Source organism: Ideonella livida (genome assembly GCF_010499455.1).
In the GTDB taxonomy this organism is placed as follows: Bacteria; Pseudomonadota; Gammaproteobacteria; order Burkholderiales; family Burkholderiaceae_C; genus Ideonella; species Ideonella livida.
Genome location: NZ_JAAGOH010000005.1, coordinates 68,383 through 90,981, shown reverse-complemented (window position 1 = coordinate 90,981; position 22,599 = coordinate 68,383). Strand labels below are relative to the sequence as shown.

Below are 22,599 nucleotides of genomic sequence, written 5' to 3'. Positions count from 1 at the left end.
CCGACCACGGTTGTCGGCGGTGACTGATCGCGCAGGCTCCACACCCGCCTCACGAGGGCGCGGAGAGGGGCACCGAAGGTTTTTCGTCAGAGAAATTCACAGAGGTTCGAAATGAACATGTCTGCCGCGGAAATCAAGCGCGCCCCCTCGGCGCAACCGCAAAACACCACCACCATGACCCCCCCAGCGGCCCCTGAACTCAATGGGTCCGAGATCCTCGTTCGTTGCCTCCAGGCCGAGAACGTGAAATACATCTGGGGCTACCCAGGTGGCTCGGTCCTTTATATCTACGACGCGCTCTACCAGCAGGACAGCATCCAGCACGTCCTCGTCCGCCATGAGCAGGCCGCGGTGCACGCCGCAGACGGCTACGCCCGCGCGACGGGTGATGTGGGCGTGGCGCTCGTGACGTCCGGCCCAGGCGTGACCAACGCGGTGACCGGCATCGCCACGGCCTACATGGATTCCATCCCGATGGTGATCATCACCGGGCAGGTTCCCACGGCTGCCATCGGGCTTGACGCCTTCCAGGAGTGCGACACGGTGGGTATCACCCGCCCGGTGGTCAAGCACAACTTCCTGGTCAAGGACGTTCGCGACCTGGCCGTGACGATCAAGAAAGCCTTCCACATCGCCCGCACAGGTCGCCCTGGGCCGGTCGTGGTCGATATTCCGAAGGACGTTTCGCAGCTGACAACGCCGTTCCACTATCCGGAACAGCTGGAGATGCGTTCGTACAACCCGGTGCGCAAGGGGCATGGTGGCCAGATCCGCAAGGCCGTTCAGCTGTTGCTGCAAGCCAAGCGTCCCTACATCTACACCGGCGGTGGTGTCGTTCTTGGCAATGCCTCGGCCGAGCTGCGTGAGCTGTGCGACCTGCTGGGTTACCCGGTCACCCACACCCTGATGGGTCTGGGTGCGGTGCCCTCCACGGATCCGAGGTTCCTGGGCATGCTGGGCATGCATGGCACCTACGAGGCCAACATGACCATGCAGCACTGTGACGTGCTGCTGGCCGTGGGGGCGCGATTCGATGACCGAGTGATCGGCAACCCCAAGCATTTCGCTTCGGTCGAGCGCAAGATCATCCATGTGGACATTGATCCCTCCTCCATCTCCAAGCGGGTGAAGGTGGACATTCCCATCGTGGGCGATGTCAAGGACGTGCTCCAGGAACTCATCGCCCAGGTACGGGAGGCCCAGGCGCGTCCGGATCCGGCCGCGATTGCACCCTGGTGGAGCCAGATCAACGAGTGGCGGCGTCGCGATTGCTTGAAGTACCGTACCCATCCGGAGCTGATCAAGCCGCAGCAGGTGGTGGAAGCGCTTTGGGAGATGACCAAGGGCACTGACACCTACGTCACCTCCGACGTTGGTCAGCACCAGATGTGGGCGGCCCAGTACTATCGCTTTGACGAGCCGCGCCGCTGGATCAATTCTGGTGGCCTGGGCACCATGGGCGTGGGCTTGCCCTATGCCATGGGCATCAAGCTGGCTAAGCCCGATGCGGATGTGTTCTGCATCACGGGTGAAGGCTCGATCCAGATGAACATCCAGGAGCTTTCCACCTGCCAGCAGTACAAGACGCCGGTGAAGGTGATTGCCCTGAACAACCGCTACCTGGGCATGGTGCGCCAGTGGCAAGAACTCATCTACGACAAGCGCTATGCGCACAGCTACATGGAAGCCCTGCCGGACTTCGTGAAGCTGGCGGAGTCGTACGGTCACGTTGGCATCAAGATTGAGCATCCTTCCGAGATTGAGCCTGCGCTCAAGGAAATGATGCGTCTGAAGGATCGCACGGTGTTCCTGGACGTCCGTACGGACCCCAGTGAGAACGTGTGGCCGATGGTGCAGGCCGGCAAGGGCATCACCGAGATGCTGCTCGGATCCGAGGACCTCTGAGGCTGAGTGCGGCTGCACCGGCCTGGCACCGTTACCGCGGTACAGGCAGCAGGGCAGTCGCCCAACCTGGAGGGGCCTGTCTTCAAGGGTCCCCAGCTTTCGGCTTTCAATTCCGTTCCCGTTCTTGCCAAGTACAGAAGCAGCGGTTACCGCCGCGACTTCCGGGGCTTGGTTGGAGACAGACATGAAACACATCATCGCGGTGCTGCTCGAGAACGAGCCTGGCGCCCTCTCTCGCGTGGTCGCGCTCTTCTCTGCGCGTGGCTACAACATCGAGAGCTTGACCGTCGCGCCGACGGAGGATCGTTCCTTGTCCCGCATGACCGTTGTGACCACCGGGTCCGACGAGGTCATCGAGCAGATCACCAAGCACCTCAACCGTCTGGTGGACGTGGTGAAGGTGGTGGATCTCACCGAGGGCCACTACACCGAGCGCGAACTCATGCTCATCAAGGTTCGCGCCGTGGGCAAGGAGCGCGAAGAGATGAAGCGCATGGCTGACATCTTCCGCGGCCGCATCATCGACGTGACGGAAAAGTCCTACACCATTGAATTGACGGGTGACGCAGGCAAGCTTGACGCCTTCATCGAGGCGATCGACCGTGCCGCCATCCTCGAAACCGTTCGCACCGGCTCCAGCGGGATCGGTCGCGGCGAGCGCATCCTGCGCGTCTGAGTCGGAGCCCCCCGACTTTCCTATCCACTGTTCCCGCCAGACAACAGCACTCAAGCGAGCACATCATGAAGGTTTACTACGACAAGGACGCTGATCTCTCCCTGATCAAGGGCAAGAACGTCACCATCATCGGCTATGGCTCCCAAGGTCACGCCCACGCCCAGAACCTGAACGACTCCGGCGTGAAGGTCACCGTGGGCCTGCGCAAGGGTGGTGCCTCCTGGGCCAAGGCCGAAGGCGCCGGCCTGAAGGTGGCTGAGATCGCTGAAGCCGTGAAGTCGGCTGACGTGGTCATGATCCTGCTGCCGGACGAGCAGATCGCCGACGTGTACAACAAGGAAGTGGCCCCGAACCTGAAGTCGGGCGCTTCCCTGGTGTTTGCCCACGGCTTCAACGTGCACTACGGCCAGGTCGTGCCGCGCGCCGACGTGGACGTGTGGATGGTGGCGCCCAAGGCCCCGGGCCACACCGTGCGTGGCACTTACCGCCAAGGTGGCGGCGTGCCCCACCTGGTTGCCGTCTACCAAGACGTGACCGGCAAGGCCCGTGACTTGGCCCTGTCCTACGCTTCGGCCAACGGTGGCGGCAAGGCCGGCATCATTGAGACCAACTTCCGCGAAGAGACCGAAACTGACCTGTTCGGCGAACAAGCCGTGCTGTGCGGCGGTGCCGTCGAGCTGATCAAGGCTGGTTTCGAGACCCTGGTGGAAGCCGGCTACGCGCCCGAAATGGCTTATTTCGAGTGCCTGCACGAGCTCAAGCTGATCGTGGACCTGATCTACGAAGGTGGCATCGCCAACATGAATTACTCGATCTCCAACAACGCCGAATACGGTGAGTACGTCACCGGACCGCGCGTCGTGACCGAGGAGACCAAGAAGGCCATGAAGCAGTGCCTGAAGGACATTCAAACTGGCGAATACGCCAAGTCCTTCATCCTCGAGAACAAGGCGGGTGCCCCGACCCTGATTTCTCGCCGTCGCCTGACCGAAGAGCACCAAATCGAAGTGGTGGGCGCCAAGCTCCGCGACATGATGCCCTGGATCAAGGCCAACAAGCTGGTCGACAAGAGCCGCAACTGATGGGTGAGGGTGGTTGAGTCACCCTTCCACGCACGTTGTTCAAGGGCCGCCCGACTGGGCGGCCCTTTTTCTTGTGCACTCCGGCTGCGCTATCCTCACGCCTTTGTCGTGCTTCCCGCCCACTCAATGACTTCTGCTGAATCCCAGGTCGACGACGAGCCCGATGCGGCCGATGTCGAAATGAACCGTCCTCGGCGTCGCGGTATCTACGTACTGCCCAATTTGTTCACCCTGGCCGCCCTCTTCGGCGGGTTCTATGCGGTGGTGATGGCCATGAATGGCCGTTTCGAGAATGCCTGTATCGGCATCTTCTGCGCCGCGGTGCTCGACAGCCTGGATGGACGTGTGGCGCGCATGACCAACACGCAGAGCGCATTCGGCGAGCAGATGGACAGCCTAGCTGACATGGTCAGCTTCGGGGCGGCGCCGGCGCTCATCATGTACGAATGGGGCCTCAAAGGGCTGGGCAAGGCGGGCTGGATCGCCGCCTTTGTCTACTGCGCCTGCGCGGCGTTGCGCCTGGCGAGGTTCAACACCAACATTGGTATCGTCGACAAGCGCTATTTCCAGGGCTTGCCCAGTCCGGCTGCGGCGGCGCTGGTCATTGGTTTCATCTGGGTGCTTGACGATGCAGGCTACAAGGGCGTCAGTGCCATGGCCGGTTTGCCCTGGTTGGCCTTTGCGGTGGCGCTGTTCGCCGGCCTGACCATGGTTACCAACGTGCCGTTCTACAGTTTCAAGGACATCAGCCTCAAGCGCAGTGTGCCCTTCATCGTGATCGTCCTGATCGCCCTAGGCATCGCGGTGATCAACATCCACCCGCCCATGGTGTTGTTCGGACTCTTCTGTGTGTACGGTTTCTCCGGCTACGGGGTTTATGCCTACCGCAAGCTCAAGGGCAAGCCGGTCAGTGTCATCGCCACCTCTACCGATGAACCCGATGAGCGGGGTTTGCACTGAGGTGCCGCTGCGGCGTGGCCCGAGCGCAATGGGATATCATTGGTATATGGAGAATGTTGTGGTTTTGGCCCTGCTACTGCTGCCCCTAGCTTTGCTGCGGGCACGCTGATCCATACGCCAACCACTCATTGTCCTTGTCTGGATCAACGGCCCGCGAGCGCATGCAGCGGGCCGTTTGCCTTTTGGCGCCTGACCCTCTGTCGTCTGCCTGCGGGTCCACTCAGGAGCCTAAGTTCATGTTCCGACTACGTCCACATCAAGCCACCGCCCAGCGGTAAGCCGCCACCTGGCGCTTGGGTTGCTCCCCATTTCTTCATCCATTCAAGCTGCAGGCGTTTTCCCTCCTAGCCTGTGGCGGAGAGATCGACATGACCGACAAGCTCATCATTTTTGACACGACCTTGCGTGACGGCGAGCAGTCTCCCGGGGCGTCCATGACCCGGGATGAGAAGCTCCGCATCGCCCGGCAACTCGAGCGCCTGAAGGTGGACGTGATCGAGGCGGGTTTCGCCGCGTCGTCCAACGGTGACTTCGAGGCGGTGCGTACGATTGCTCAGCACATCAAGGATTCGACCGTGTGCTCGCTGGCGCGTGCGAATGACCGCGATCTCTCCCGCGCCGCCGAGGCGCTGGCGCCAGCGGCCCGTGGCCGTATCCACACCTTCATTGCCACCAGTGCGCTGCACATGGAAAAGAAGTTGCGGATGACACCTGAGCAGGTGCTCGAGCAGGCTCGGTCAGCCGTGCGCTTTGCGCGCAACCTCTGCGGTGACATCGAGTTTTCGCCGGAGGATGGCTACCGCTCGGATCCCGATTTCCTGTGCCGAGTGCTCGAGGCCGTTATCGCTGAAGGTGCCACGACGATCAACATTCCGGATACCGTCGGTTACGCCATTCCGGAACTGTACGGCCAGTTCATCCGCAACCTGCGGGAGCGTGTGCCCAATGCCGACAAGGCCATTTGGTCGGTGCACTGCCACAACGACCTCGGCATGGCCGTGGCCAACTCGCTGGCGGGGGTCAAGCTGGGTGGGGCGCGGCAGGTGGAGTGCACCATCAACGGCTTGGGTGAGCGCGCAGGCAACTGTTCGCTGGAGGAGATCGTGATGGCGGTGAAGACTCGCCGCGACTACTTTGGGCTGGATGTCGGTGTCGACACCTCGCAGATCGTGCCTGCCAGCCGCATGGTCAGCCAGACGACCGGTTTTGTGGTGCAGCCCAACAAGGCGGTGGTGGGGGCCAATGCCTTTGCCCATGCCAGCGGCATCCATCAGGACGGCGTGCTCAAGGCTCGTGACACCTACGAGATCATGCGCGCCGAAGATGTGGGCTGGAGTGCCAACAAGATCGTGCTGGGCAAGCTCTCCGGGCGCAATGCGTTCAAGCAGCGCCTGCAGGAGTTGGGTGTGGAGTTGGAGTCAGAGGCTGAGATCAATGCCGCTTTTGCGCGCTTCAAGGATCTTGCCGACCGCAAGAGTGAGATCTTTGACGAAGACATCATCGCCTTGGTTGGCGACGAGAGCGTGACGGCAGAGCAGGAGCACTACCGGCTGGTGGCGCTGAACCAGCATTCCGAGACCGGTGAACGTCCGCAGGCCAGGGTGACCTTTGCCATGGGTGGTCGGGAAGTCACCAGTCAGTCCGAGGGCAATGGCCCGGTGGATGCCAGCCTCAAGGCGATCGAGGCCCAAGTCCAAAGTGGGGCGGAGATGTTGCTCTATTCGGTGAACGCCATCACCTCCGGCAGCACAGAATCCCAGGGCGAGGTGACGGTCCGCTTGCAATTGGGGGGGCGTGTCGTCAACGGCGTGGGGGCCGACCCGGACATCGTGGTGGCCTCTGCCAAGGCTTACCTGGCCGCCCTGAACAAGCTGCACGCCAGCGTGGAGCGGGTGGCGGCCCAGGGCTGAGCCAGGTCTTGCAGGTCGCACTTGAAGTTGCGTCCGCAAGTTCATGATGTTGCGGCTGTTTTGGCCCTGGCTTAGACTCTTGTAATTGCCGGTGGGAGGCCCCACCGGCCAAAGTGAGACAGAGGTGATCGCATGAAGGCTGCGGGGGGCATCAAGTGGCGTCTGGCTGTGCTGGGTTTGGCCGTGGCCATGGCCAGCGCCGGCCTGCATGCCAAGAGCAGTGAGCCGGCCAAGCGCAGTACCAAGGCCACTGTCAGCGCCGCAGCCAATGCGGGCGGCAAGGCAGCCAAGCGCGGGCCGCGGCCGGCCAAGGCTGTACCGGGTCGGGTGGTCCGCAAGTCCGGTCGCACGGTCGTTGCTGCTGCGGCCGTGGCCACGGCCGCCAAGCCTTCCATGGGTCAGCAGTTTGGTCTGCACCGGACAGACGACCCGTTGGATCTTCGCTCCAGCGTGGCGTATGTGCTGGATCAGGACACCAACGAGGTGCTCCTGGCGAAGAACTCCGAGGCGGTGCTGCCCATCGCATCCATCACCAAGCTGATGACGGCGATGGTGGTAACGGAGGCGAACCTGCCCTTGGACGAAACGCTCACCATCTCCCAGGCCGATGTCGACACGGAGAAGGGCACGTCTTCGCGTCTGGCGGTGGGCACGCGGCTCTCCCGCGGTGAACTGCTGCACTTGGCGCTTATGTCCTCGGAGAACCGGGCGGCCAGTGCGCTGGGGCGCCACTACCCGGGGGGGGAAGGGGCCTTCGTGCAAGCCATGAATGCCAAGGCCCGCAACCTGGGCATGCTGGACACCCGTTACGTCGAGCCAACAGGGCTGTCGAGCAAGAACCAATCCAGTGCACACGATCTCGCGCTGCTGGTCAAGAGTGCCTACGGCGTGCCGTTGATCCGGGAGCTCTCCACTTCCCCGTCCCATCAGGTGGAGGTGGGCAGCCGCCAACTGCAGTTCCGCACCACCAACCGCTTGGTGCTTAGTCCGGAGTGGGACATTGGTCTGCAGAAGACGGGGTACATCGTGGAAGCGGGTCAGTGCTTGGTCATGCAGGCCCAGATGGCAGGCCGCAAGCTGATCATGGTGTTGCTGGATTCGGCAGGTAAGTACTCACGCATCGGTGATGCAGAGCGCATCCGCAAGTGGTTGCAGAGTCAGAACGCCAAGTCTTCTGCCGCTTTGCGCTAGGCTGCAGACGGGCTCTCTCCGGGATCCGGGGTGGGCGGCAGCGGTAAGCCCTCGACCATGCGGTTCGAGGGCTTCTCTTTTGGCGGTGCCCGCCGAGCTTGTGGATCAAGCGGGCGGGCGATGGCCCAATGAGGCCGAGATTTGTGCCGCGGTGGCCTTGACGCGGTCCAACCAAGACTCCTCCAACCGGTCGGCAGGAGCTGAAACCGAGAGGCCTGCGACCAACTTGCCTTGGTCGTCGAAGATGGCGGCGGCCATGCAGCGGACCCCCAGCTCCAGTTCCTCGTCATCCCGTGCCATGGCCAGTCGGCGGACTTGCGCCAGTTCCCGCTCCAGTGAAGGCAGGTCGGTGATGCTGTTGCGGGTGTGGCCGGCCAGGCCGGTGCGGGTAGCGTACGCCCGCACCCGTTGCGGATCGTCGAAGGCCAGGAAAAGTTTGCCAACGGAGGTGAGGTGCAGCGGCGCGCGGCCGCCTACCGCACGCACCACCTGCATGCCGGATCGTTCGCTGTAGGTGCGTTCGATGTAGACGATTTCATCGCCTTGGCGCACAGACAGGTTGACCGGTTGGTGGGTCAGCTTGTGCAACTCGCGCATCGGGGCGATGGCGGCATCCCGGACGTCGAGCCGCGCCTTGACCAGATTGCCCAGTTCCAGCAGCCGCATGCCCAGCCGATAGCTGCCCGATTCAGGGCGGTCCACGTAGCGTCCGGCCGCCAGGTCGTTGAGGATCCGGTGCGCCGTGGAGGGGTGCAGTCCAGTGCGTTCGCTCAGGTCCTTGAGCGGGACCGGGTCTTGGTGGGCTGCCAGTTCATCCAACAGGGCAAAGGCTCGAGCGAGCACTTGGATGCTGGGGGTGTGGGCGTCTTTTTTGGTCATTGTCGTCCGCAGCAGGGTTTGCACCATTTTTGCATGGCGAAATGTCCATGCGCCCTGTAGGTCGCGGACGACCGACGGCCTCCAGGGTGTTTCCCGGTGGACGGCAGGTCTTGTCTGTCGGACGGACGGTGTGCTTTCACCTTTGGTGCTACCGACTGGGAGCTCTGCCGGTTCACGAGCGCGACGTCGCCGCGTTTGCGGCTTCGACAGCCTGCTGTCCGCTGAGAACCGCTCCTTCCAAGGTGGCGGGGTAGGGCCCGGCGATGTAGTCGCCGGCGGCCCATAGACCGGGGCGGATGCGCGCGGGGGGGCGATCGAGACCCGGCAGACAGGCGAAGGTGGCCTGCCTGTCCAGGTGAAGGTGAAGGAGTTGAGTGGCGACGCTCCCTGCGCTGGGGGGGGGGGTGGTCGGATTCACGGCACCCAGCATCCGCCGGAACTGTGCCTGCAGGGCGCCCGCCAAGGCCTCGCGGGGCTGCGTCGCCCAGTGTGCAACACCGCTGGCCACCAGGGTGTGCACGCCCTGCTGGCCGTGCCCGTGCAACTTGGCCAGCGAAAAAGCGAACTGAGCCGGTTCGCCGAGCGCACCCTTCAGGCAAGACATCGCAGGCAGGTCGGGCTCTGCAGCCGTGGTTGGCACCCGCAGCCACGCCGTGGCGATCGCCTGTTGGGGCAGGCGATGCGCCAGCGCAGCCCACTGCGGCGCGCAGTCCGCCGTGAGTCTTGCCGCCACTCGGGCCGGGGTAGCCAAGATGACCTGGTCGAATGTTTCCGTCTCCACGATCCAGCCGTCCCGTCCGTCGGTTATGGGGGCCAGGTGGCGTACAGGTGTGCCCATCCGCAGCTGTGCGCCATGTAGGCTCAGCCAGGCACAGGCTGGCCGTGGCAGCAGATCCGAGAGGGCTGCGGCGGGCAGCAGCAAGTCGGCGCTGCCACGCGGGCCCGCCAGGGCGCTGCGGAAGACGTTGAGCAAAATCTGCGCATCTGCCTCGGCCATCGGGGTGTTCAGGGCGGCGACGCACAGGGGTTCGATCAGTTGCTCCACCACGGCCTGAGGGCAACCCTGCACCAGGCGCGCCACAGTCCAGCCGGGTGGGCATTGGAAGCGGGCGGCTTGCCAACGGCCCAGCCATAGCAGGCCCCCCAAACGTGCTCTCCAGGGCAGGGTACTCCACCCCAGAAGCGAGGCCGCGTGGTGCAGCAGCCCGCCGCCCAGGTGCAGGGTCAGCCCTCGACCGGCGGGGTCCACCAGCGCCATGGGCAGCCGCCGCAGTACCTGTGCTGGATCCACGCCGACCTGCGACATGAGCCCCAGGGTGGCGCGATAGGCACCGATCAGGATGTGCTGGCCGGTGTCGCGCTCGGTCCCATCCGGCCCGGTGGTAGAGGCGGCTCGTCCGCCGGGCTGCCGCCCCGCCTCGTACACGGTGACGTCAGCCCCTGCAGCCGTGGCATGCACCGCGGCAGCCAGGCCGGACCAACCGGCCCCGATGATGGCGATCCGGCGGCGCCCGAGAGCGCCCTCAGCGACCGCGCACATGGGTCAGGATGGCGATGCCCAGTTTGCGCAGTGGCGTGAGCGAGATGCGTTGGTGCAGCACCTGGAAGTCACCGGCTTCAATCTCACGCAAGAGCCGCCGATAGATTTGGGCCATCATCAGTCCGGGGCGCTGGGCAGAGCGTTCTGCGGCTGGCAGCAGCGCCATCGCTTCATCGAAACATTGGTGCGCACGTTCGGCCTGGAAGCGCATGAGGGCCTGGAAGCGCTCGCTGTACCCCCAGGGATTATCCCGTTTGAGGATCTCGTGGGCCTTCACGTCAAAGCGTTGCAGCTCGGCCACAGGCAGGTAGATGCGGCCGCGGCGGGCATCGTCGCCGACATCCCGGATGATGTTGGTGAGCTGCATGGCCAACCCCAGGCGGTGGGCGTACTGCAGCGTAGCTTCGGATTCACGGCCGAAGATGTTGGCAGCGACCTCACCGACCACGCCGGCCACGAGGTGGCAGTACTGGCGCAGATTGGCGAAATCCAGGTAGCGCGTCTGCTGCAGATCCATTTGGCAGCCCTCCAGCACGGCCAAGAGGTGCCGTGCCTCGATGCCGAAGGCCTGGGTGTGCGGCATGAGGGCGCGCATCACCGGGTGGCTGGGCTGGCCTGCGAAAGACTGCAGCACCTCTTTGTGCCACCAGCCGAGCTTGGTGGCGGCCACCTGGGTGTCGCTGGTCTCATCGACCACGTCATCCACCTCACGGCAGAAGGCGTAGAAGGCGGTGATGGCGGCGCGGCGGGGGGCCGGGAGGAAGAGAAAGGCGTAATAGAAAGACGAGCCGCTGGCGGCGGTTTTCTGTTGGACGTACTGTTCAGGCGTCATGGTTGGCGGTCCTGGGGGCGCTGGCGGGCGGCCCGCCAAATCAGGAGTGGCAGGTCGGCGGGGCCGAGTCGGGGGCGGCTCAGGGCGGTGTTGTGGTCCATGGCCTGGATGTGGTCCAGGATGCGCAGCCCCCCTTGCACCACCAGACGCAGTTCCCAGCCGATGCGTCCGGGAAGCCGCAGCGGCAAGTCGGCGCCGCTCAACATGAGGGTGCGTGCCTCCTGGCAACGTGCGGCCACCACAGCGCGCAAGGTCTGTCTCCCCTCAGGGTGGGCTGCCAGGCATTGAAGGTGGCGGCACAGGGCGTCAGCCGTCAGGTCGTGGTCGCGTGCCAGGTGCTGTTGGAGGAGCAAGTCGCGCGGCAGGTAGAGCCGCCCGCGCGTGAGGTCCTGCCCCAGGTCCTGCCAAAAGTTGATCAGCTGCAGGGCCGTGCAGATGGCGTCCGATTGGGCCTGCGAGGCGGGGTCATGGACACCGTAGAGGTGGAGCATGAGGCGTCCCACCGGGTTGGCCGAACGCGCGCAGTAGTCCAACACGCTGGCCATGTCGGGATGCACCGGATTGGCGCAATCCTGCCGGAAGGCGCTCAACAGGTCCAGGAAGGGCTGCAAGGGCAGCGCGTGGCGCTGACGCACCCTGAGAAGAGGCGCCAGGATGTCTGCCCAACGCTCGGCGACGGTGTTGTCCGCCCACAAGGCCGTGACCCCGTCACGCAGGCTGTCCAGCGCCTCTAGGCGGTCGAACAAGGCGACTTCTCCCTCGTCGGCCAGGTCATCCGCCGTACGCGCGAAGCGGTAGATGGCGACGACCGCCGGACGGAGTACCGGCGGGCAGAGCAGGGAAGCGACGGGAAAGTTTTCGTAGTGATTGACCGACACCCCGGCATTGTCCACGCGCCGCAAGGCCGTTGCCGTGACCGCGATTCATTGACGTCGGACAAAGCTGCTTCTACATTACTGACCAGTCAGTCATTAACCGGGCCTGTGGCGGGATGCCGTCACGGGCCGTCAGCATGCGGAAGGTTCCATGGCGCATTCCCTCTCCCCGACTCACCGGACGGCCGGCCTGTTGGCCTTGACCGCCTTGGCCTTGGTGGCCTGCGCGCCCAAGGCGGTGCCGCCTGAGCCCGTGCGGGCCGTGCGTCTGCTGACCGTGGGTCAGGCCGACGCGGTGCGGGTCTCCGAGTTTCCTGGCGAGGTGAAGGCCCGGATCGAGACGCGGCTGTCCTTCAGGGTCCCTGGCAAGCTGCTCCAGCGGCCGGCTCAGCTGGGCGAGACCGTGCGCGCGGGTCAAGTGCTCGCGCAGCTGGATCCTGCGGACCTGCGGTTGGGGCGGGATGCCGCGCAGGCTGGAGTGCGGGCGGCGGATGTGGCTTTGCAGCAGGCCTTGGCAGATCTGCAGCGCGCACGTGAGCTCAAAGGGCAGGGCTTTGTGAGCGCGGCAGAAGTGGAACGCCGCGAGACCGCTTGGCGTTCGGCGCAGGCCCAGTGGGAGCAGGCGCGCGCCCAGGCGCAGGTGCAGGACAACCAGTCGGCTTATGCCCAACTGACTGCACCGGAGGCTGGGGTGATTGCGGGCATTGAGGCGGAGCCGGGTCAGGTGCTGGCTGCCGGCACGGCGGTGTTGCGCCTGGCGCATGACGGGCCCCGCGATGCGGTCTTCCAGGTACCCGAGACGCGCTATCAAGAGTTCCGGCGAGCGCTGGGTCAGCCCGGACTGCTGCGCTGGCAGGCCTGGGGAGAGGCGGACTCCAGGCCGGTGACGCTGCGAGAGCTTGCCGCAGCGGCGGACCCGGTCACGCGAACCTTCCTGGCCAAGGCCGACATTGGGCGCGAGGCGGTTCTAGGTCAGTCGGGCACCTTGCGCCTGCCGCAGGTGACGGCGGCCGCGGCGATCCGTGTGCCCTTGACCGCCGTGTTGGCAGACAAGGGCCGCTCGGCCGTCTGGGTGCTGGATGGCGCCTCCATGACGGTGGCGTTGCGGCCGGTGGAGTTGGGCGGCAGTGATGGCAACCAGGCCATCGTCAGCCAGGGACTCAAGCCGGGCGAAGAGATCGTGACGGCGGGCACCCACGTCCTGACGGCGGGTCAGAAGGTCCGCCGCATGGGGGATTCGGCCGTCGGCCCGTCGACGGCGTCGGCGTCGGCGCAGCGCTGAGCAAGGGGCGGACATGCAGGAACACGAAAGTTTCAAGGGCGCCCGGTTCAACATTTCGCGCTGGGCGCTGGAGCACGCGCCACTGACCCGCTACCTGATGGTGGTGCTGATGGTGCTGGGGCTGGCCGCCTACTTCCAGCTGGGGCAGGATGAGGATCCGCCGTTCACGTTCCGCGCGATGGTGGTGCAGGCTTACTGGCCGGGCGCCACGGCCCAGCAGATGGCGGACCAGGTCACCGACAAGATCGAACGCACGCTGCAAGAGGTGCCGCATGCGGACATCATCCGCAGCTTCACCAAGCCCGGTGAAAGCCTCACCATCTTCCAGCTCAAGGATTCCACCCCGCCCAAGGAGGTGCCTGACGCCTGGTATCAGGTGCGCAAGAAGGTGGGGGACATGCGGTCCAGCCTGCCTGCCGGGGTGCTGGGCCCGTTCTACAACGATGAGTTCGGAGACGTCTACGGCTCCCTGTTCGCCCTGAGCGCCGATGGCTTCAGCCAGGAGGAACTGCGCCAGCATGCCGAGCGGGTGCGGGGTCAGTTTCTGCGTGTGCCCAACGTGGCCAAGGTCGAGCTCTTCGGTGTGCAGGCCGAGAAGTTGTTCGTCGAGGTGTCCCAGAAGCGCCTGGCGCAACTGGGCTTGGACATGGGGCAGGTGATCAGCCAGCTTAATGCGCAGAACGCGGTGGAGAGTGCCGGGGTCTTCAATGCGGGGGCCCAGAACGTGCAAATGCGGGTAGGTGGCGCCTTCCAGACGGTGGAGTCCCTGGCGCAGCTGCCCATCCGCGGCACCCATCCGGTGACCGGGCAGTCGGCCACGTATCGGTTGGGCGACATCGCTCACCTTCGCCGGGGCTATGCCGATCCGCCCACGACCATGGTGCGTCATCAAGGCCGTCAGGTGGTGGCCCTGGGCGTCTCCATGGCCAAAGGTGGGGACATCATCGCCTTGGGGAAGGACCTCAAGGCCAACGTGGAGCGTGTGCGCGCCGACCTGCCCGTGGGCATTGAGATCGAGCAGATCCAGGATCAGCCGAAAGCTGTGGCGCGTTCCGTCAACGAATTCATCGGCGTGCTGATCGAGGCGGTGGTGATCGTGCTGGCCGTCAGCTTCGTCAGTCTGGGCCTGCACACCCGCCCGCTGCGGGTGGACATCTGGCCGGGTCTGGTCGTGGGCATCACCATTCCACTGGTGCTGGCCATCACGTTCGTGACCATGTTCTATTGGGGCGTGGGCCTGCACAAGATCTCCCTGGGCTCCCTGATCATCGCCCTGGGCTTGCTGGTGGACGATGCGATCATTGCTGTGGAGATGATGGTTCGAAAGCTTGAGGAGGGGCATGACCGCATGCATGCCGCCACCTACGCCTACGAGGCCACCTCCATGCCCATGCTCACGGGCACCCTGATCACCGCCGCCGGCTTCCTGCCCATCGGACTGGCCAAGTCGGTCACGGGGGAATACACCTTCGCGATATTCGCGGTGACCTCCGCCTCGCTCATCATCTCCTGGCTGGTGTCGGTGTACTTCGTGCCTTACCTGGGGGCTTGGCTGTTGCGCACGAGGCAGCACGGGCAGAACGACGGGCCGCACGAACTCTTCGACACGCCCTTCTACCTGGGCTTCCGCCGCCTGGTTAACTGGTGCGTCGACCACCGCTGGATCACCATCGGCCTGACTGTCCTGACCTTTGCAGCGGGAGTCGTGGGCATGGGCAAGGTGGAACAACAGTTCTTCCCCGATTCCAGCCGGCCCGAGATCACCGTGGACCTGTGGCTGCCGGAAGGCTCCACCATCCAGGAAAGCGAGCGCGTGGCGCGGCGCTTTGAGGCCCTGATGCTGCAGCAGCCCGAGGTCGAGACGGTCACGGCTTGGGTCGGAAGCGGTGTGCCCCGCTTCTACCTGCCCCTCGACCAAGTGTTTCCGCAGGCCAATGTGAGCCAGTTCATCCTGCTGCCCAAGACCCTGGAGCAGCGCGAGGGCCTGCGGCGGCGCTTGCCTGAACTGCTGGCCACCGAGATGCCTGAGGTGCGCGGCCGCATCAAGCTGCTGCCCAATGGACCTCCGGTGCCCTATCCGGTCCAGTTTCGCGTGACGGGAGAAGATCCCGTGGCGCTGCGGCAGTGGGCCGAAGAAGCCAAGGCGCTGCTGCGCCAGCATCCGCAGATGCGCGGGGTCAACGACAACTGGAACGAAGAGGTCAAGTCGCTGCGCTTTGAGGTGGATCAGGACAAGGCCCGGGCCCTCGGTGTGTCCAGCCAAAGCATTGCCCAAGCTATCAGGACCCTGGTCACCGGCCTGCCGGTGGCGCAGTTCCGCGAGGGCGATCGCCTGATTGAGATCTCGTTGCGCTCGCCAGCATCAGACAGGCAGGTGCTGGCTGACCTGGGCCATGTGCAGCTGGCCAGCAGCCTGGGGCGGCCCGTGCCGTTGTCCCAGGTGGCCAGCATTCGGCAGGTGTGGGAGCCCGGCATCATGTGGCGCGAGGGCCGCAAGTACGCTGTCACGGTGCAAGGCGACGTGGTCGATGGCGTGCAAGGGGCCACGGTCACGGCCGAGCTTTGGCCGGCCATGCAGACCTTGCGCCAGAAGATGCCCACGGGACTGGACATCGAGGTGGCGGGGGCTGTGGCGGAAAGTTCCAAGGGCCAGGCTTCCATCGCTGCCGGGGTGCCGCTCATGGTCTTCATCATGCTGACCCTGCTGATGATGCAACTCCAGAGCTTCTCCCGGGTGATGCTGGTCGTGCTCACAGCCCCGCTGGGCATCGCCGGGGTGGCGGGTGCACTGCTGCTGCTCAACCGGCCGTTCGGTTTCGTGGCCCTGCTGGGGTTCATTGCACTCATGGGCATGATCATGCGCAACTCGGTCATCCTCATCGACCAGATCGAGCAGGACCGGCAGCGTGGCGTGCCGGCTTGGGAGGCCGTGGTCGAGTCGGCCGTGCGGCGGTTCCGCCCCATCGTCCTGACCGCAGCAGCGGCGGTGCTGGCGATGATCCCGCTCTCCCGCAGCCTGTTCTGGGGGCCTATGGCCGTGGCCATCATGGGTGGGCTGGTGGTCGCCACGGTGCTCACCCTGCTGGCGCTGCCGGCGATGTATGCGGCCTGGTTCCGCGTACGCCGCTGACGACCTTCCGGCATCCGTCCGCCGCACCCGGAAAAGCGTGAACGGATATGCGCGCCGGTGCCCGTTAGAATGTTGGATTCCCTGTGGAATGGCAGGGTGCCCGTTTCTGTGAATGTCGGGTGCCTGGCCCCGCATGGAGTGGATCCAGGAGTCCTGGTGCGGCGTCGTCATCGCCCGCCACCAGGCCTCCGTGTCGCGCGGGTGGCGAAATTGGTAGACGCACCAGGTTTAGGTCCTGACGCCTTCACGGGCGTGCCGGTTCGAGTCCGGCCCCGCGCACCATCATGAAGACCAATACAGAGCAAGCAACATGGCAGTCAATGTAGAAACCCTCGAGAAACTCGAACGCCGCATCACGCTGACGCTGCCGGCTGCAGAGATCACTTCCGAGGTCGAGGCCCGCCTCAAGAAGCTGTCGCGCACGGTCAAGGTCGACGGTTTCCGTCCGGGCAAGGTGCCGATGTCGGTCGTCGCCCAACGTTATGGCTACTCGGTGCAGTACGAGGTCATGAACGACAAGATCGGTGAGGCTTTCAACCAAGCGGCCAGCGAGGCCAAGCTGCGCGTGGCTGGCATGCCCAGCATCACCCAGCAGGACGAAGCGCCTGAAGGTCAGCTGGCTTTTGCCGCGACCTTTGAGGTCTACCCCGACGTGAAGGTGCCGGACCTGTCCACTGCCGAAGTGGAGCGCGTTGAGGCGGTGGTGGACGACGCCGCCATCGACAAGACCGTCGAAATCCTGCGCAAGCAGCGCCGCACCTTCGTCGAGCGCGCGGCTGACGCTGGCGCCGAGGCCGGTGACCGTGTCACCATCGATTTCGAAGGCAAGATTGACGGCGAGCCCTTTGCCGGCGGCAAGGCCGAAGCCTTCCAGTTCCTGGTGGGCGAAGGCCAGATGCTCGAGCAGTTTGATGCTGCCGTGCGTGGCATGAAGATCGGCGAATCCAAGACCTTCCCGCTGCAGTTCCCCGAGGACTATCACGGCAAGGACGTGGCCGGCAAGGAAGCCGACTTCCTGGTCACCATGAAGAAGGTTGAGGCGCAGGTCCTGCCGGAGGTGAACGCCGAGTTCGTCGCCTCCCTCGGTCTGACCGAGGCCACCGTGGAGGGCCTGCGCGCCGACGTCCGCAAGAACCTTGAGCGCGAGGTGAAGTTCCGCGTGCTGGCCCGTAACAAGTCGGCCGTGATGGACGCCCTTGTCAAGGCTGCCGAGCTGGATGTGCCCAAGGCTCTGGTGAAGTCTGAAGTTGAGCGTCTGGTCGACGGCGCCCGCGCCGACCTCAAGCAGCGCGGCATCAAGGACGCAGACAAGACCCCGATTCCCGAGGAGATCTTCAGCGCCCAAGCCGAGAAGCGCGTGCGCCTGGGCCTGCTGGTGTCGGAGCTGGTGCGTGCCAACAACTTGCAAGCCAAGCCGGAGCAGCTGCAGGCCCACATCGAGGAAATGGCCCAGAGCTACGAGCAGCCGGCTGAAGTGGTGCGCTGGTACTTGTCCGACCGTCAGCGGATGGCCGAGGTCGAGGCCGTGGTCATCGAGAACAACGTGGCTGAGTTCGTCCTCGCCCAGGCCAAGGTCACCGACAAGAGCCTGCCCTTTGATGAGCTGATGACCGCCTGATTGTGCGTCACCCCGGGGCATGGCGGTCCGCTGTAGCCGCAGCCCGGGTCAAGCCTGAATCGCCCGACCTCAAAGGCCGGGCTTTTTTTTGCCGATAAGGTGGTTAAGCGCTGGCGACATAATGATCCGCCACTTTCCCATCTCCATTCGAAAAGGACATCCATGAGCGCACTGGAAACCCAAGCCCTGGGCATGGTTCCGATGGTCATCGAGCAGTCGGGCCGTGGCGAGCGGGCCTACGACATCTATTCCCGGCTGCTGCGCGAGCGCATCGTGTTCCTCGTCGGGCCGGTCAACGACCAGAGTGCCAATCTGGTGGTCGCCCAGCTGTTGTTCCTGGAGAGCGAGAACCCCGACAAGGACATCTCGTTCTACATCAACTCTCCGGGTGGCAGCGTGAGCGCTGGCATGTCGATCTTCGACACGATGCAGTTCATCAAGCCTGACGTCTCGACGCTTTGCATTGGCATGGCGGCCAGCATGGGCGCTTTCCTGCTGTCCGCGGGTGCCAAGGGCAAGCGCTTTTCCCTGCCCAACAGCAAGATCATGATCCACCAGCCCCTGGGCGGGGCCCAGGGCCAGGCCACCGACATCGAGATCCATGCCCGCGAGATCCTCAAGACTCGCGAACAGCTCAATCGCATCCTGGCGGATCGCACCGGCCAGCCCCTGGAGAAGATCCAGGCGGACACCGAGCGCGACTACTACATGACTGCCGCAGAGGCGCAGACCTACGGGCTGATCGACCAGGTGCTGGAGAAGCGCGGCTGAAGTCGTCATTTCTTCGACGCCAGCAGACCGGAGTGCTCATCACCCTGGTGATCTGGGGGCATTTCCGGTGCCAGGGTCCCTGGGGCCCTGGACTATCATCAATTCAGATTCATCCGGCCCTGCCACTGACCGATACCCATGCCAGACAAGAAAGGCGCCTCCGGCGAAAAGGCCCTGTTCTGCTCCTTCTGCGGCAAAAGCCAGCACGAGGTGAAGAAGCTCATCGCCGGCCCCTCGGTGTTCATCTGCGACGAGTGCATCGAACTCTGCAATGACATCATCCGTGACGAGGTGCCCACCGAGCCGGTGACTGCCACCAGCAAACCGGGCAAGGCTGAGCTGCCGGTGCCCACCGAGATCAAGTCCATACTCGACCAGTACGTGATCGGACAGGATGCCGCCAAGCGGATCCTCTCCGTCGCTGTCTACAACCACTACAAGCGGCTCAAGCACGCCGGGGGTGGTAAGGACGAGGTGGAGCTGTCCAAGAGCAACATCCTGCTGATCGGCCCCACAGGCTCTGGCAAGACGCTTCTTGCGCAGACGCTCGCGCGCCTGCTCAATGTGCCCTTCGTCATCGCCGATGCGACCACGCTGACTGAAGCAGGCTATGTGGGCGAGGATGTCGAGAACATCATCCAAAAGCTGCTGCAGAACTGCAATTACGATGTGGAGCGGGCGCAGCGCGGCATTGTCTACATCGACGAAATTGACAAGATCAGCCGCAAGTCCGACAACCCCAGCATCACCCGGGATGTGTCCGGCGAAGGGGTGCAGCAGGCGCTGCTGAAGCTGGTGGAGGGCACCATGGCCAGCGTGCCACCGCAAGGTGGGCGCAAGCATCCCAACCAGGATTTCTTGCAGATAGACACCACGAACATTCTGTTCATCTGTGGTGGCGCCTTCGACGGCCTGGAGAAGGTGATCCAGCGTCGCACCGAGAAGTCCGGCATCGGATTCGGTGCCACGGTGCACAGCAAGAGTGAGAAGCGTAGCGCGGAGATCTTCAAGGAAGCCGAACCGGAGGATCTGGTGCGCTTCGGCCTCATTCCGGAGTTGGTCGGTCGACTGCCGGTGGTGGCCACCTTGGGTGAGCTGACCGAAGAGGCGCTGGTGGACATCTTGGTCGAGCCCAAGAACGCCCTGGTCAAGCAATACCAGAAGCTTTTTGCCATGGATGGTGTGGAGCTGGAGATCCGGTCGTCGGCCTTGGCGGCCATTGCCCGAAAGGCGCTGGCCCGCAAGACGGGAGCCCGCGGCTTGCGCTCCATCATGGAGCAGTCCCTGATGGACACCATGTTTGAGTTGCCCACCCTGGAGGGGGTGAGCAAGGTTGTGCTCGACGAACACATCGTGGAAGAAGGCGGAAAGCCCCTGCTGGTGTACCGCGAACAGGCCAAGGCCAGCGCCTGAGCGCGCCGGGCTCTGGGCTGGAAAGCTTGGAGCCTGGCACTTGCAATTGCCCGCTCGGCCCCCAAGTCGGTCCGAGAAAGAGAGGTTTCCCATGTCAGGACAGAACATCCTTCCGCCTGAACCGATTTCGTTGCCCCTGTTGCCCCTGCGCGATGTGGTGGTGTTTCCCCACATGGTGATTCCGCTGTTTGTCGGCCGGCCCAAGTCCATCAAGGCACTGGAGGCCGCCATGGAGGCGGGCCGCCAGATCATGCTGGTGGCACAAAAGGCCGCAGGCAAGGACGAGCCCCGCGCCGAAGATCTCTTCGAGGTCGGATGCGTTTCGACCATCCTGCAGATGCTCAAGCTGCCGGACGGCACGGTCAAGGTACTGGTGGAAGGCGTACAGCGCGGCCGCACCGACTCGGTTTCCGAGGCCGGTGAGCACTTCACGGCGGTGGTGACGCCTGTGCCGCTGGACGGGGAGCCGTCTGCCGAGGTGGAGGCGTTGCGTCGGGCCGTGACCCAACAGTTTGACCAGTACGTCAAGCTCAACAAGAAGATTCCGCCGGAGATCCTCACCTCCATCGCCGGCATTGACGACCCGGGTCGACTTGCCGACACCATCGCAGCCCACCTGCCCTTGAAGCTGGAGGCCAAGCAGTCCGTGCTTGATCTGGTCGAGGTGGCCCGCAGGCTTGAGAAGTTGTTGGAGCTTCTTGAGCACGAGGTCGACATCCTGCAGGTGGAAAAGCGCATCCGCGGCCGTGTGAAGCGGCAGATGGAGAAGAGCCAGCGCGAGTACTACCTCAACGAGCAGGTCAAGGCCATCCAGAAGGAGCTTGGCGACGGCGAGGAGGGGGCTGACCTGGAGGAGCTGGAGAAGAAGATCCTGGCCGCGCGCATGCCCAAGGAGGCTCGCAAGAAGGCCGAGAGCGAACTCAAGAAGCTCAAGCTGATGTCGCCCATGTCGGCAGAAGCGACGGTGGTCCGCAATTACCTGGACGCACTGATCAACCTGCCCTGGAGCAAGAAGACCAAGATCAAGCACGACCTCTCGAATGCCGAGGATGTCCTCAATGAGGACCACTTCGGTCTGGAGAAGGTCAAGGAGCGCATCTTGGAGTACCTCGCGGTGCAGAAGCGCGTCGACAAGGTCAAGGCGCCCATCCTGTGTTTGGTGGGCCCGCCCGGCGTGGGTAAGACCTCGCTGGGTCAGTCCGTGGCGCGCGCCACGGGCCGTAAGTTTGTGCGCATGGCGCTGGGTGGAGTGCGAGACGAGGCCGAGATTCGCGGTCATCGTCGCACCTACATTGGATCCATGCCGGGCAAGGTGCTGCAGAGTTTGGGCAAGGTTGGCACCCGCAACCCGCTGTTCCTGCTCGATGAGATCGACAAGCTGGGCATGGACTTCCGCGGTGATCCTTCTTCGGCGCTGCTGGAGGTGTTGGACCCAGAGCAGAACCACACCTTTGCGGACCACTACGTGGAAGTGGACTTCGACTTGTCGGACGTGATGTTCGTGGCGACCTCCAATTCGCTAAACATTCCGCCGGCGCTGTTGGATCGCATGGAGGTCATCCGGCTGTCGGGTTACACCGAGGACGAAAAGCTCAACATCGCTCAGCGTTACCTGCTGCCCAAGCAGTGCAAAAACAACGGGGTGCGCGACGAGGAGATGGAGGTCACCGAGTCCGCGATCCGTGGAATCATCCGCTATTACACCCGTGAGGCCGGTGTGCGCTCTCTGGAGCGGGAGATCTCCAAGCTCTGCCGCAAGGTGGTCAAGGGCCATCAGCTCAAGAGCTACGAAGGGCGCGTCACCATCACCGAGGAGAACCTCCACGATTTCCTCGGCGTGCGTAAGTTCGATTTTGGGCGTGCGGAGAAGGCCAATCAGGTCGGTCAGGTGGTAGGTTTGGCGTGGACCGAAGTGGGCGGGGACCTGCTCACCATCGAAGCCACGGCCATGCCGGGCAAGGGAAGCATCATCCGGACGGGCTCTCTCGGCGACGTCATGAAGGAGTCGGTTGAGGCGGCGCGCACAGTGGTTCGCAGCCGGGCACGGTTGCTTGGCATCAAGGATGAGCTCTTCGAGAAGCGTGACATCCACATTCACGTACCGGATGGCGCCACGCCGAAGGACGGCCCCAGTGCCGGCGCCGCCATGACCACGGCCTTTGTGTCGGCCCTGACGGGCATTCCCGTCCGGGCGGATGTGGCCATGACTGGCGAGATCACCCTGCGTGGTGAGGTCACGGCGATCGGCGGTCTCAAGGAAAAGCTGCTCGCCGCGCACCGGGGTGGGATCAAGTTGGTGATGATCCCGGAGGAGAACGTCAAGGATCTTCAGGACATTCCGGACAATGTGAAGAGCCAATTGGAGATCATTCCGGTGCGCTGGATTGATCGGGTGCTCGAAGTGGCCTTGGAGCGTGCGCCTCAGCCTCTGCCTGACGAGGTCGCCGTCGCACCGACGGCGTCCGAGGCGGCCCCGGTCAAGGCACTGGCCGGTGCTGACACCCTTCCGCACTGATCGTGGCGGATCGGCGTTTG

Annotated in this window: 16 protein-coding genes and 1 tRNA gene; 13 read left to right on the top strand and 4 right to left on the bottom strand. The window is 64.1% G+C overall.

Features of this window, described 5'->3' with window-relative positions; translation table 11 throughout:
* The first annotated feature begins 111 nt into the window (after positions 1–111).
* The 6 genes from G3A44_RS05980 to pbpG all read left to right on the top strand — a co-directional run bounded on the left by G3A44_RS05980 (position 112) and on the right by pbpG (position 7,724).
* On the top strand, positions 112–1,905 hold the full coding sequence (locus G3A44_RS05980; RefSeq protein ID WP_163456599.1) for an acetolactate synthase 3 catalytic subunit: 1,794 nt from the start codon (positions 112–114) through the stop codon (positions 1,903–1,905).
* Between the two features lie 184 nt (positions 1,906–2,089).
* Positions 2,090–2,581 carry an acetolactate synthase small subunit gene (gene ilvN, locus G3A44_RS05975; RefSeq protein ID WP_163456598.1) on the top strand — a complete coding sequence of 164 codons (492 nt, stop codon included), beginning with the start codon at positions 2,090–2,092 and terminating at the stop codon, positions 2,579–2,581.
* A 65-nt stretch (positions 2,582–2,646) separates the two neighbouring features.
* Positions 2,647–3,663 (top strand): ketol-acid reductoisomerase, encoded by a 1,017-nt coding sequence (gene ilvC / locus G3A44_RS05970; protein ID WP_163456597.1) that lies wholly within the window; start codon positions 2,647–2,649, stop codon positions 3,661–3,663.
* Between the two features lie 126 nt (positions 3,664–3,789).
* A complete protein-coding gene (pssA, locus tag G3A44_RS05965) occupies positions 3,790–4,623 on the top strand; it encodes a CDP-diacylglycerol--serine O-phosphatidyltransferase (protein WP_163456596.1) in 834 nt (277 codons plus the stop codon).
* A gap of 368 nt (positions 4,624–4,991) precedes the next feature.
* Positions 4,992–6,533 carry a 2-isopropylmalate synthase gene (locus tag G3A44_RS05960; protein WP_163456595.1) on the top strand — a complete coding sequence of 514 codons (1,542 nt, stop codon included), beginning with the start codon at positions 4,992–4,994 and terminating at the stop codon, positions 6,531–6,533.
* A 132-nt stretch (positions 6,534–6,665) separates the two neighbouring features.
* Positions 6,666–7,724: a D-alanyl-D-alanine endopeptidase gene (pbpG, locus tag G3A44_RS05955; protein ID WP_163456594.1), complete on the top strand. Its 1,059-nt coding sequence runs from the start codon at positions 6,666–6,668 to the stop codon at positions 7,722–7,724.
* A gap of 105 nt (positions 7,725–7,829) precedes the next feature.
* Here pbpG and G3A44_RS05950 read toward each other — a convergent pair whose 3' ends face one another.
* The 4 genes from G3A44_RS05950 to hpnC form a co-directional block, all read right to left on the bottom strand.
* Positions 7,830–8,603: an IclR family transcriptional regulator gene (locus tag G3A44_RS05950; protein WP_163456706.1), complete on the bottom strand. Its 774-nt coding sequence runs from the start codon at positions 8,601–8,603 to the stop codon at positions 7,830–7,832.
* A gap of 172 nt (positions 8,604–8,775) precedes the next feature.
* A complete protein-coding gene (hpnE, locus tag G3A44_RS05945; protein WP_163456593.1) occupies positions 8,776–10,143 on the bottom strand; it encodes a hydroxysqualene dehydroxylase HpnE in 1,368 nt (455 codons plus the stop codon).
* A complete protein-coding gene (hpnD, locus tag G3A44_RS05940) occupies positions 10,127–10,975 on the bottom strand; it encodes a presqualene diphosphate synthase HpnD (RefSeq protein WP_163456592.1) in 849 nt (282 codons plus the stop codon). Before hpnD ends, hpnE begins: the two co-directional genes overlap by 17 nt.
* The gene (gene hpnC, locus G3A44_RS05935; protein ID WP_163456591.1) at positions 10,972–11,853 is read right to left on the bottom strand and encodes a squalene synthase HpnC; all 882 of its coding nucleotides are present in this window, start codon (positions 11,851–11,853) and stop codon (positions 10,972–10,974) included. The genes hpnD and hpnC overlap by 4 nt, the downstream gene beginning before the upstream one ends.
* A gap of 148 nt (positions 11,854–12,001) precedes the next feature.
* Between hpnC and G3A44_RS05930 the strand changes: the two genes are divergently transcribed.
* The 7 genes from G3A44_RS05930 to lon all read left to right on the top strand — a co-directional run bounded on the left by G3A44_RS05930 (position 12,002) and on the right by lon (position 22,579).
* Positions 12,002–13,132: an efflux RND transporter periplasmic adaptor subunit gene (locus G3A44_RS05930; protein WP_163456590.1), complete on the top strand. Its 1,131-nt coding sequence runs from the start codon at positions 12,002–12,004 to the stop codon at positions 13,130–13,132.
* Between the two features lie 13 nt (positions 13,133–13,145).
* Positions 13,146–16,262, top strand: coding sequence for an efflux RND transporter permease subunit (locus G3A44_RS05925; protein ID WP_163456589.1), 3,117 nt, complete (start codon positions 13,146–13,148; stop codon positions 16,260–16,262).
* A gap of 195 nt (positions 16,263–16,457) precedes the next feature.
* Positions 16,458–16,544, top strand: a tRNA-Leu gene (locus G3A44_RS05920).
* Between the two features lie 28 nt (positions 16,545–16,572).
* Positions 16,573–17,880, top strand: coding sequence for a trigger factor (tig, locus tag G3A44_RS05915; RefSeq protein WP_163456588.1), 1,308 nt, complete (start codon positions 16,573–16,575; stop codon positions 17,878–17,880).
* A gap of 162 nt (positions 17,881–18,042) precedes the next feature.
* Positions 18,043–18,651 carry an ATP-dependent Clp endopeptidase proteolytic subunit ClpP gene (gene clpP, locus G3A44_RS05910; protein ID WP_163456587.1) on the top strand — a complete coding sequence of 203 codons (609 nt, stop codon included), beginning with the start codon at positions 18,043–18,045 and terminating at the stop codon, positions 18,649–18,651.
* A 138-nt stretch (positions 18,652–18,789) separates the two neighbouring features.
* The gene (gene clpX / locus G3A44_RS05905; RefSeq protein WP_163456586.1) at positions 18,790–20,064 is read left to right on the top strand and encodes an ATP-dependent Clp protease ATP-binding subunit ClpX; all 1,275 of its coding nucleotides are present in this window, start codon (positions 18,790–18,792) and stop codon (positions 20,062–20,064) included.
* Between the two features lie 91 nt (positions 20,065–20,155).
* Positions 20,156–22,579 (top strand): endopeptidase La, encoded by a 2,424-nt coding sequence (lon, locus tag G3A44_RS05900; protein ID WP_163456585.1) that lies wholly within the window; start codon positions 20,156–20,158, stop codon positions 22,577–22,579.
* Positions 22,580–22,599 lie beyond the last annotated feature (20 nt).

Coding starts and splice junctions, on each gene's coding strand:
- G3A44_RS05980 (WP_163456599.1), top strand. CDS start 112: ATGAACATGTCTGCCGCGGAAATCAAGCGCGCCCCCTCGGCGCAACCG.
- ilvN (WP_163456598.1), top strand. CDS start 2,090: ATGAAACACATCATCGCGGTGCTGCTCGAGAACGAGCCTGGCGCCCTC.
- ilvC (WP_163456597.1), top strand. CDS start 2,647: ATGAAGGTTTACTACGACAAGGACGCTGATCTCTCCCTGATCAAGGGC.
- pssA (WP_163456596.1), top strand. CDS start 3,790: ATGACTTCTGCTGAATCCCAGGTCGACGACGAGCCCGATGCGGCCGAT.
- G3A44_RS05960 (WP_163456595.1), top strand. CDS start 4,992: ATGACCGACAAGCTCATCATTTTTGACACGACCTTGCGTGACGGCGAG.
- pbpG (WP_163456594.1), top strand. CDS start 6,666: ATGAAGGCTGCGGGGGGCATCAAGTGGCGTCTGGCTGTGCTGGGTTTG.
- G3A44_RS05950 (WP_163456706.1), bottom strand. CDS start 8,603: ATGACCAAAAAAGACGCCCACACCCCCAGCATCCAAGTGCTCGCTCGA.
- hpnE (WP_163456593.1), bottom strand. CDS start 10,143: ATGTGCGCGGTCGCTGAGGGCGCTCTCGGGCGCCGCCGGATCGCCATC.
- hpnD (WP_163456592.1), bottom strand. CDS start 10,975: ATGACGCCTGAACAGTACGTCCAACAGAAAACCGCCGCCAGCGGCTCG.
- G3A44_RS05930 (WP_163456590.1), top strand. CDS start 12,002: ATGGCGCATTCCCTCTCCCCGACTCACCGGACGGCCGGCCTGTTGGCC.
- G3A44_RS05925 (WP_163456589.1), top strand. CDS start 13,146: ATGCAGGAACACGAAAGTTTCAAGGGCGCCCGGTTCAACATTTCGCGC.
- tig (WP_163456588.1), top strand. CDS start 16,573: ATGGCAGTCAATGTAGAAACCCTCGAGAAACTCGAACGCCGCATCACG.
- clpP (WP_163456587.1), top strand. CDS start 18,043: ATGAGCGCACTGGAAACCCAAGCCCTGGGCATGGTTCCGATGGTCATC.
- clpX (WP_163456586.1), top strand. CDS start 18,790: ATGCCAGACAAGAAAGGCGCCTCCGGCGAAAAGGCCCTGTTCTGCTCC.
- lon (WP_163456585.1), top strand. CDS start 20,156: ATGTCAGGACAGAACATCCTTCCGCCTGAACCGATTTCGTTGCCCCTG.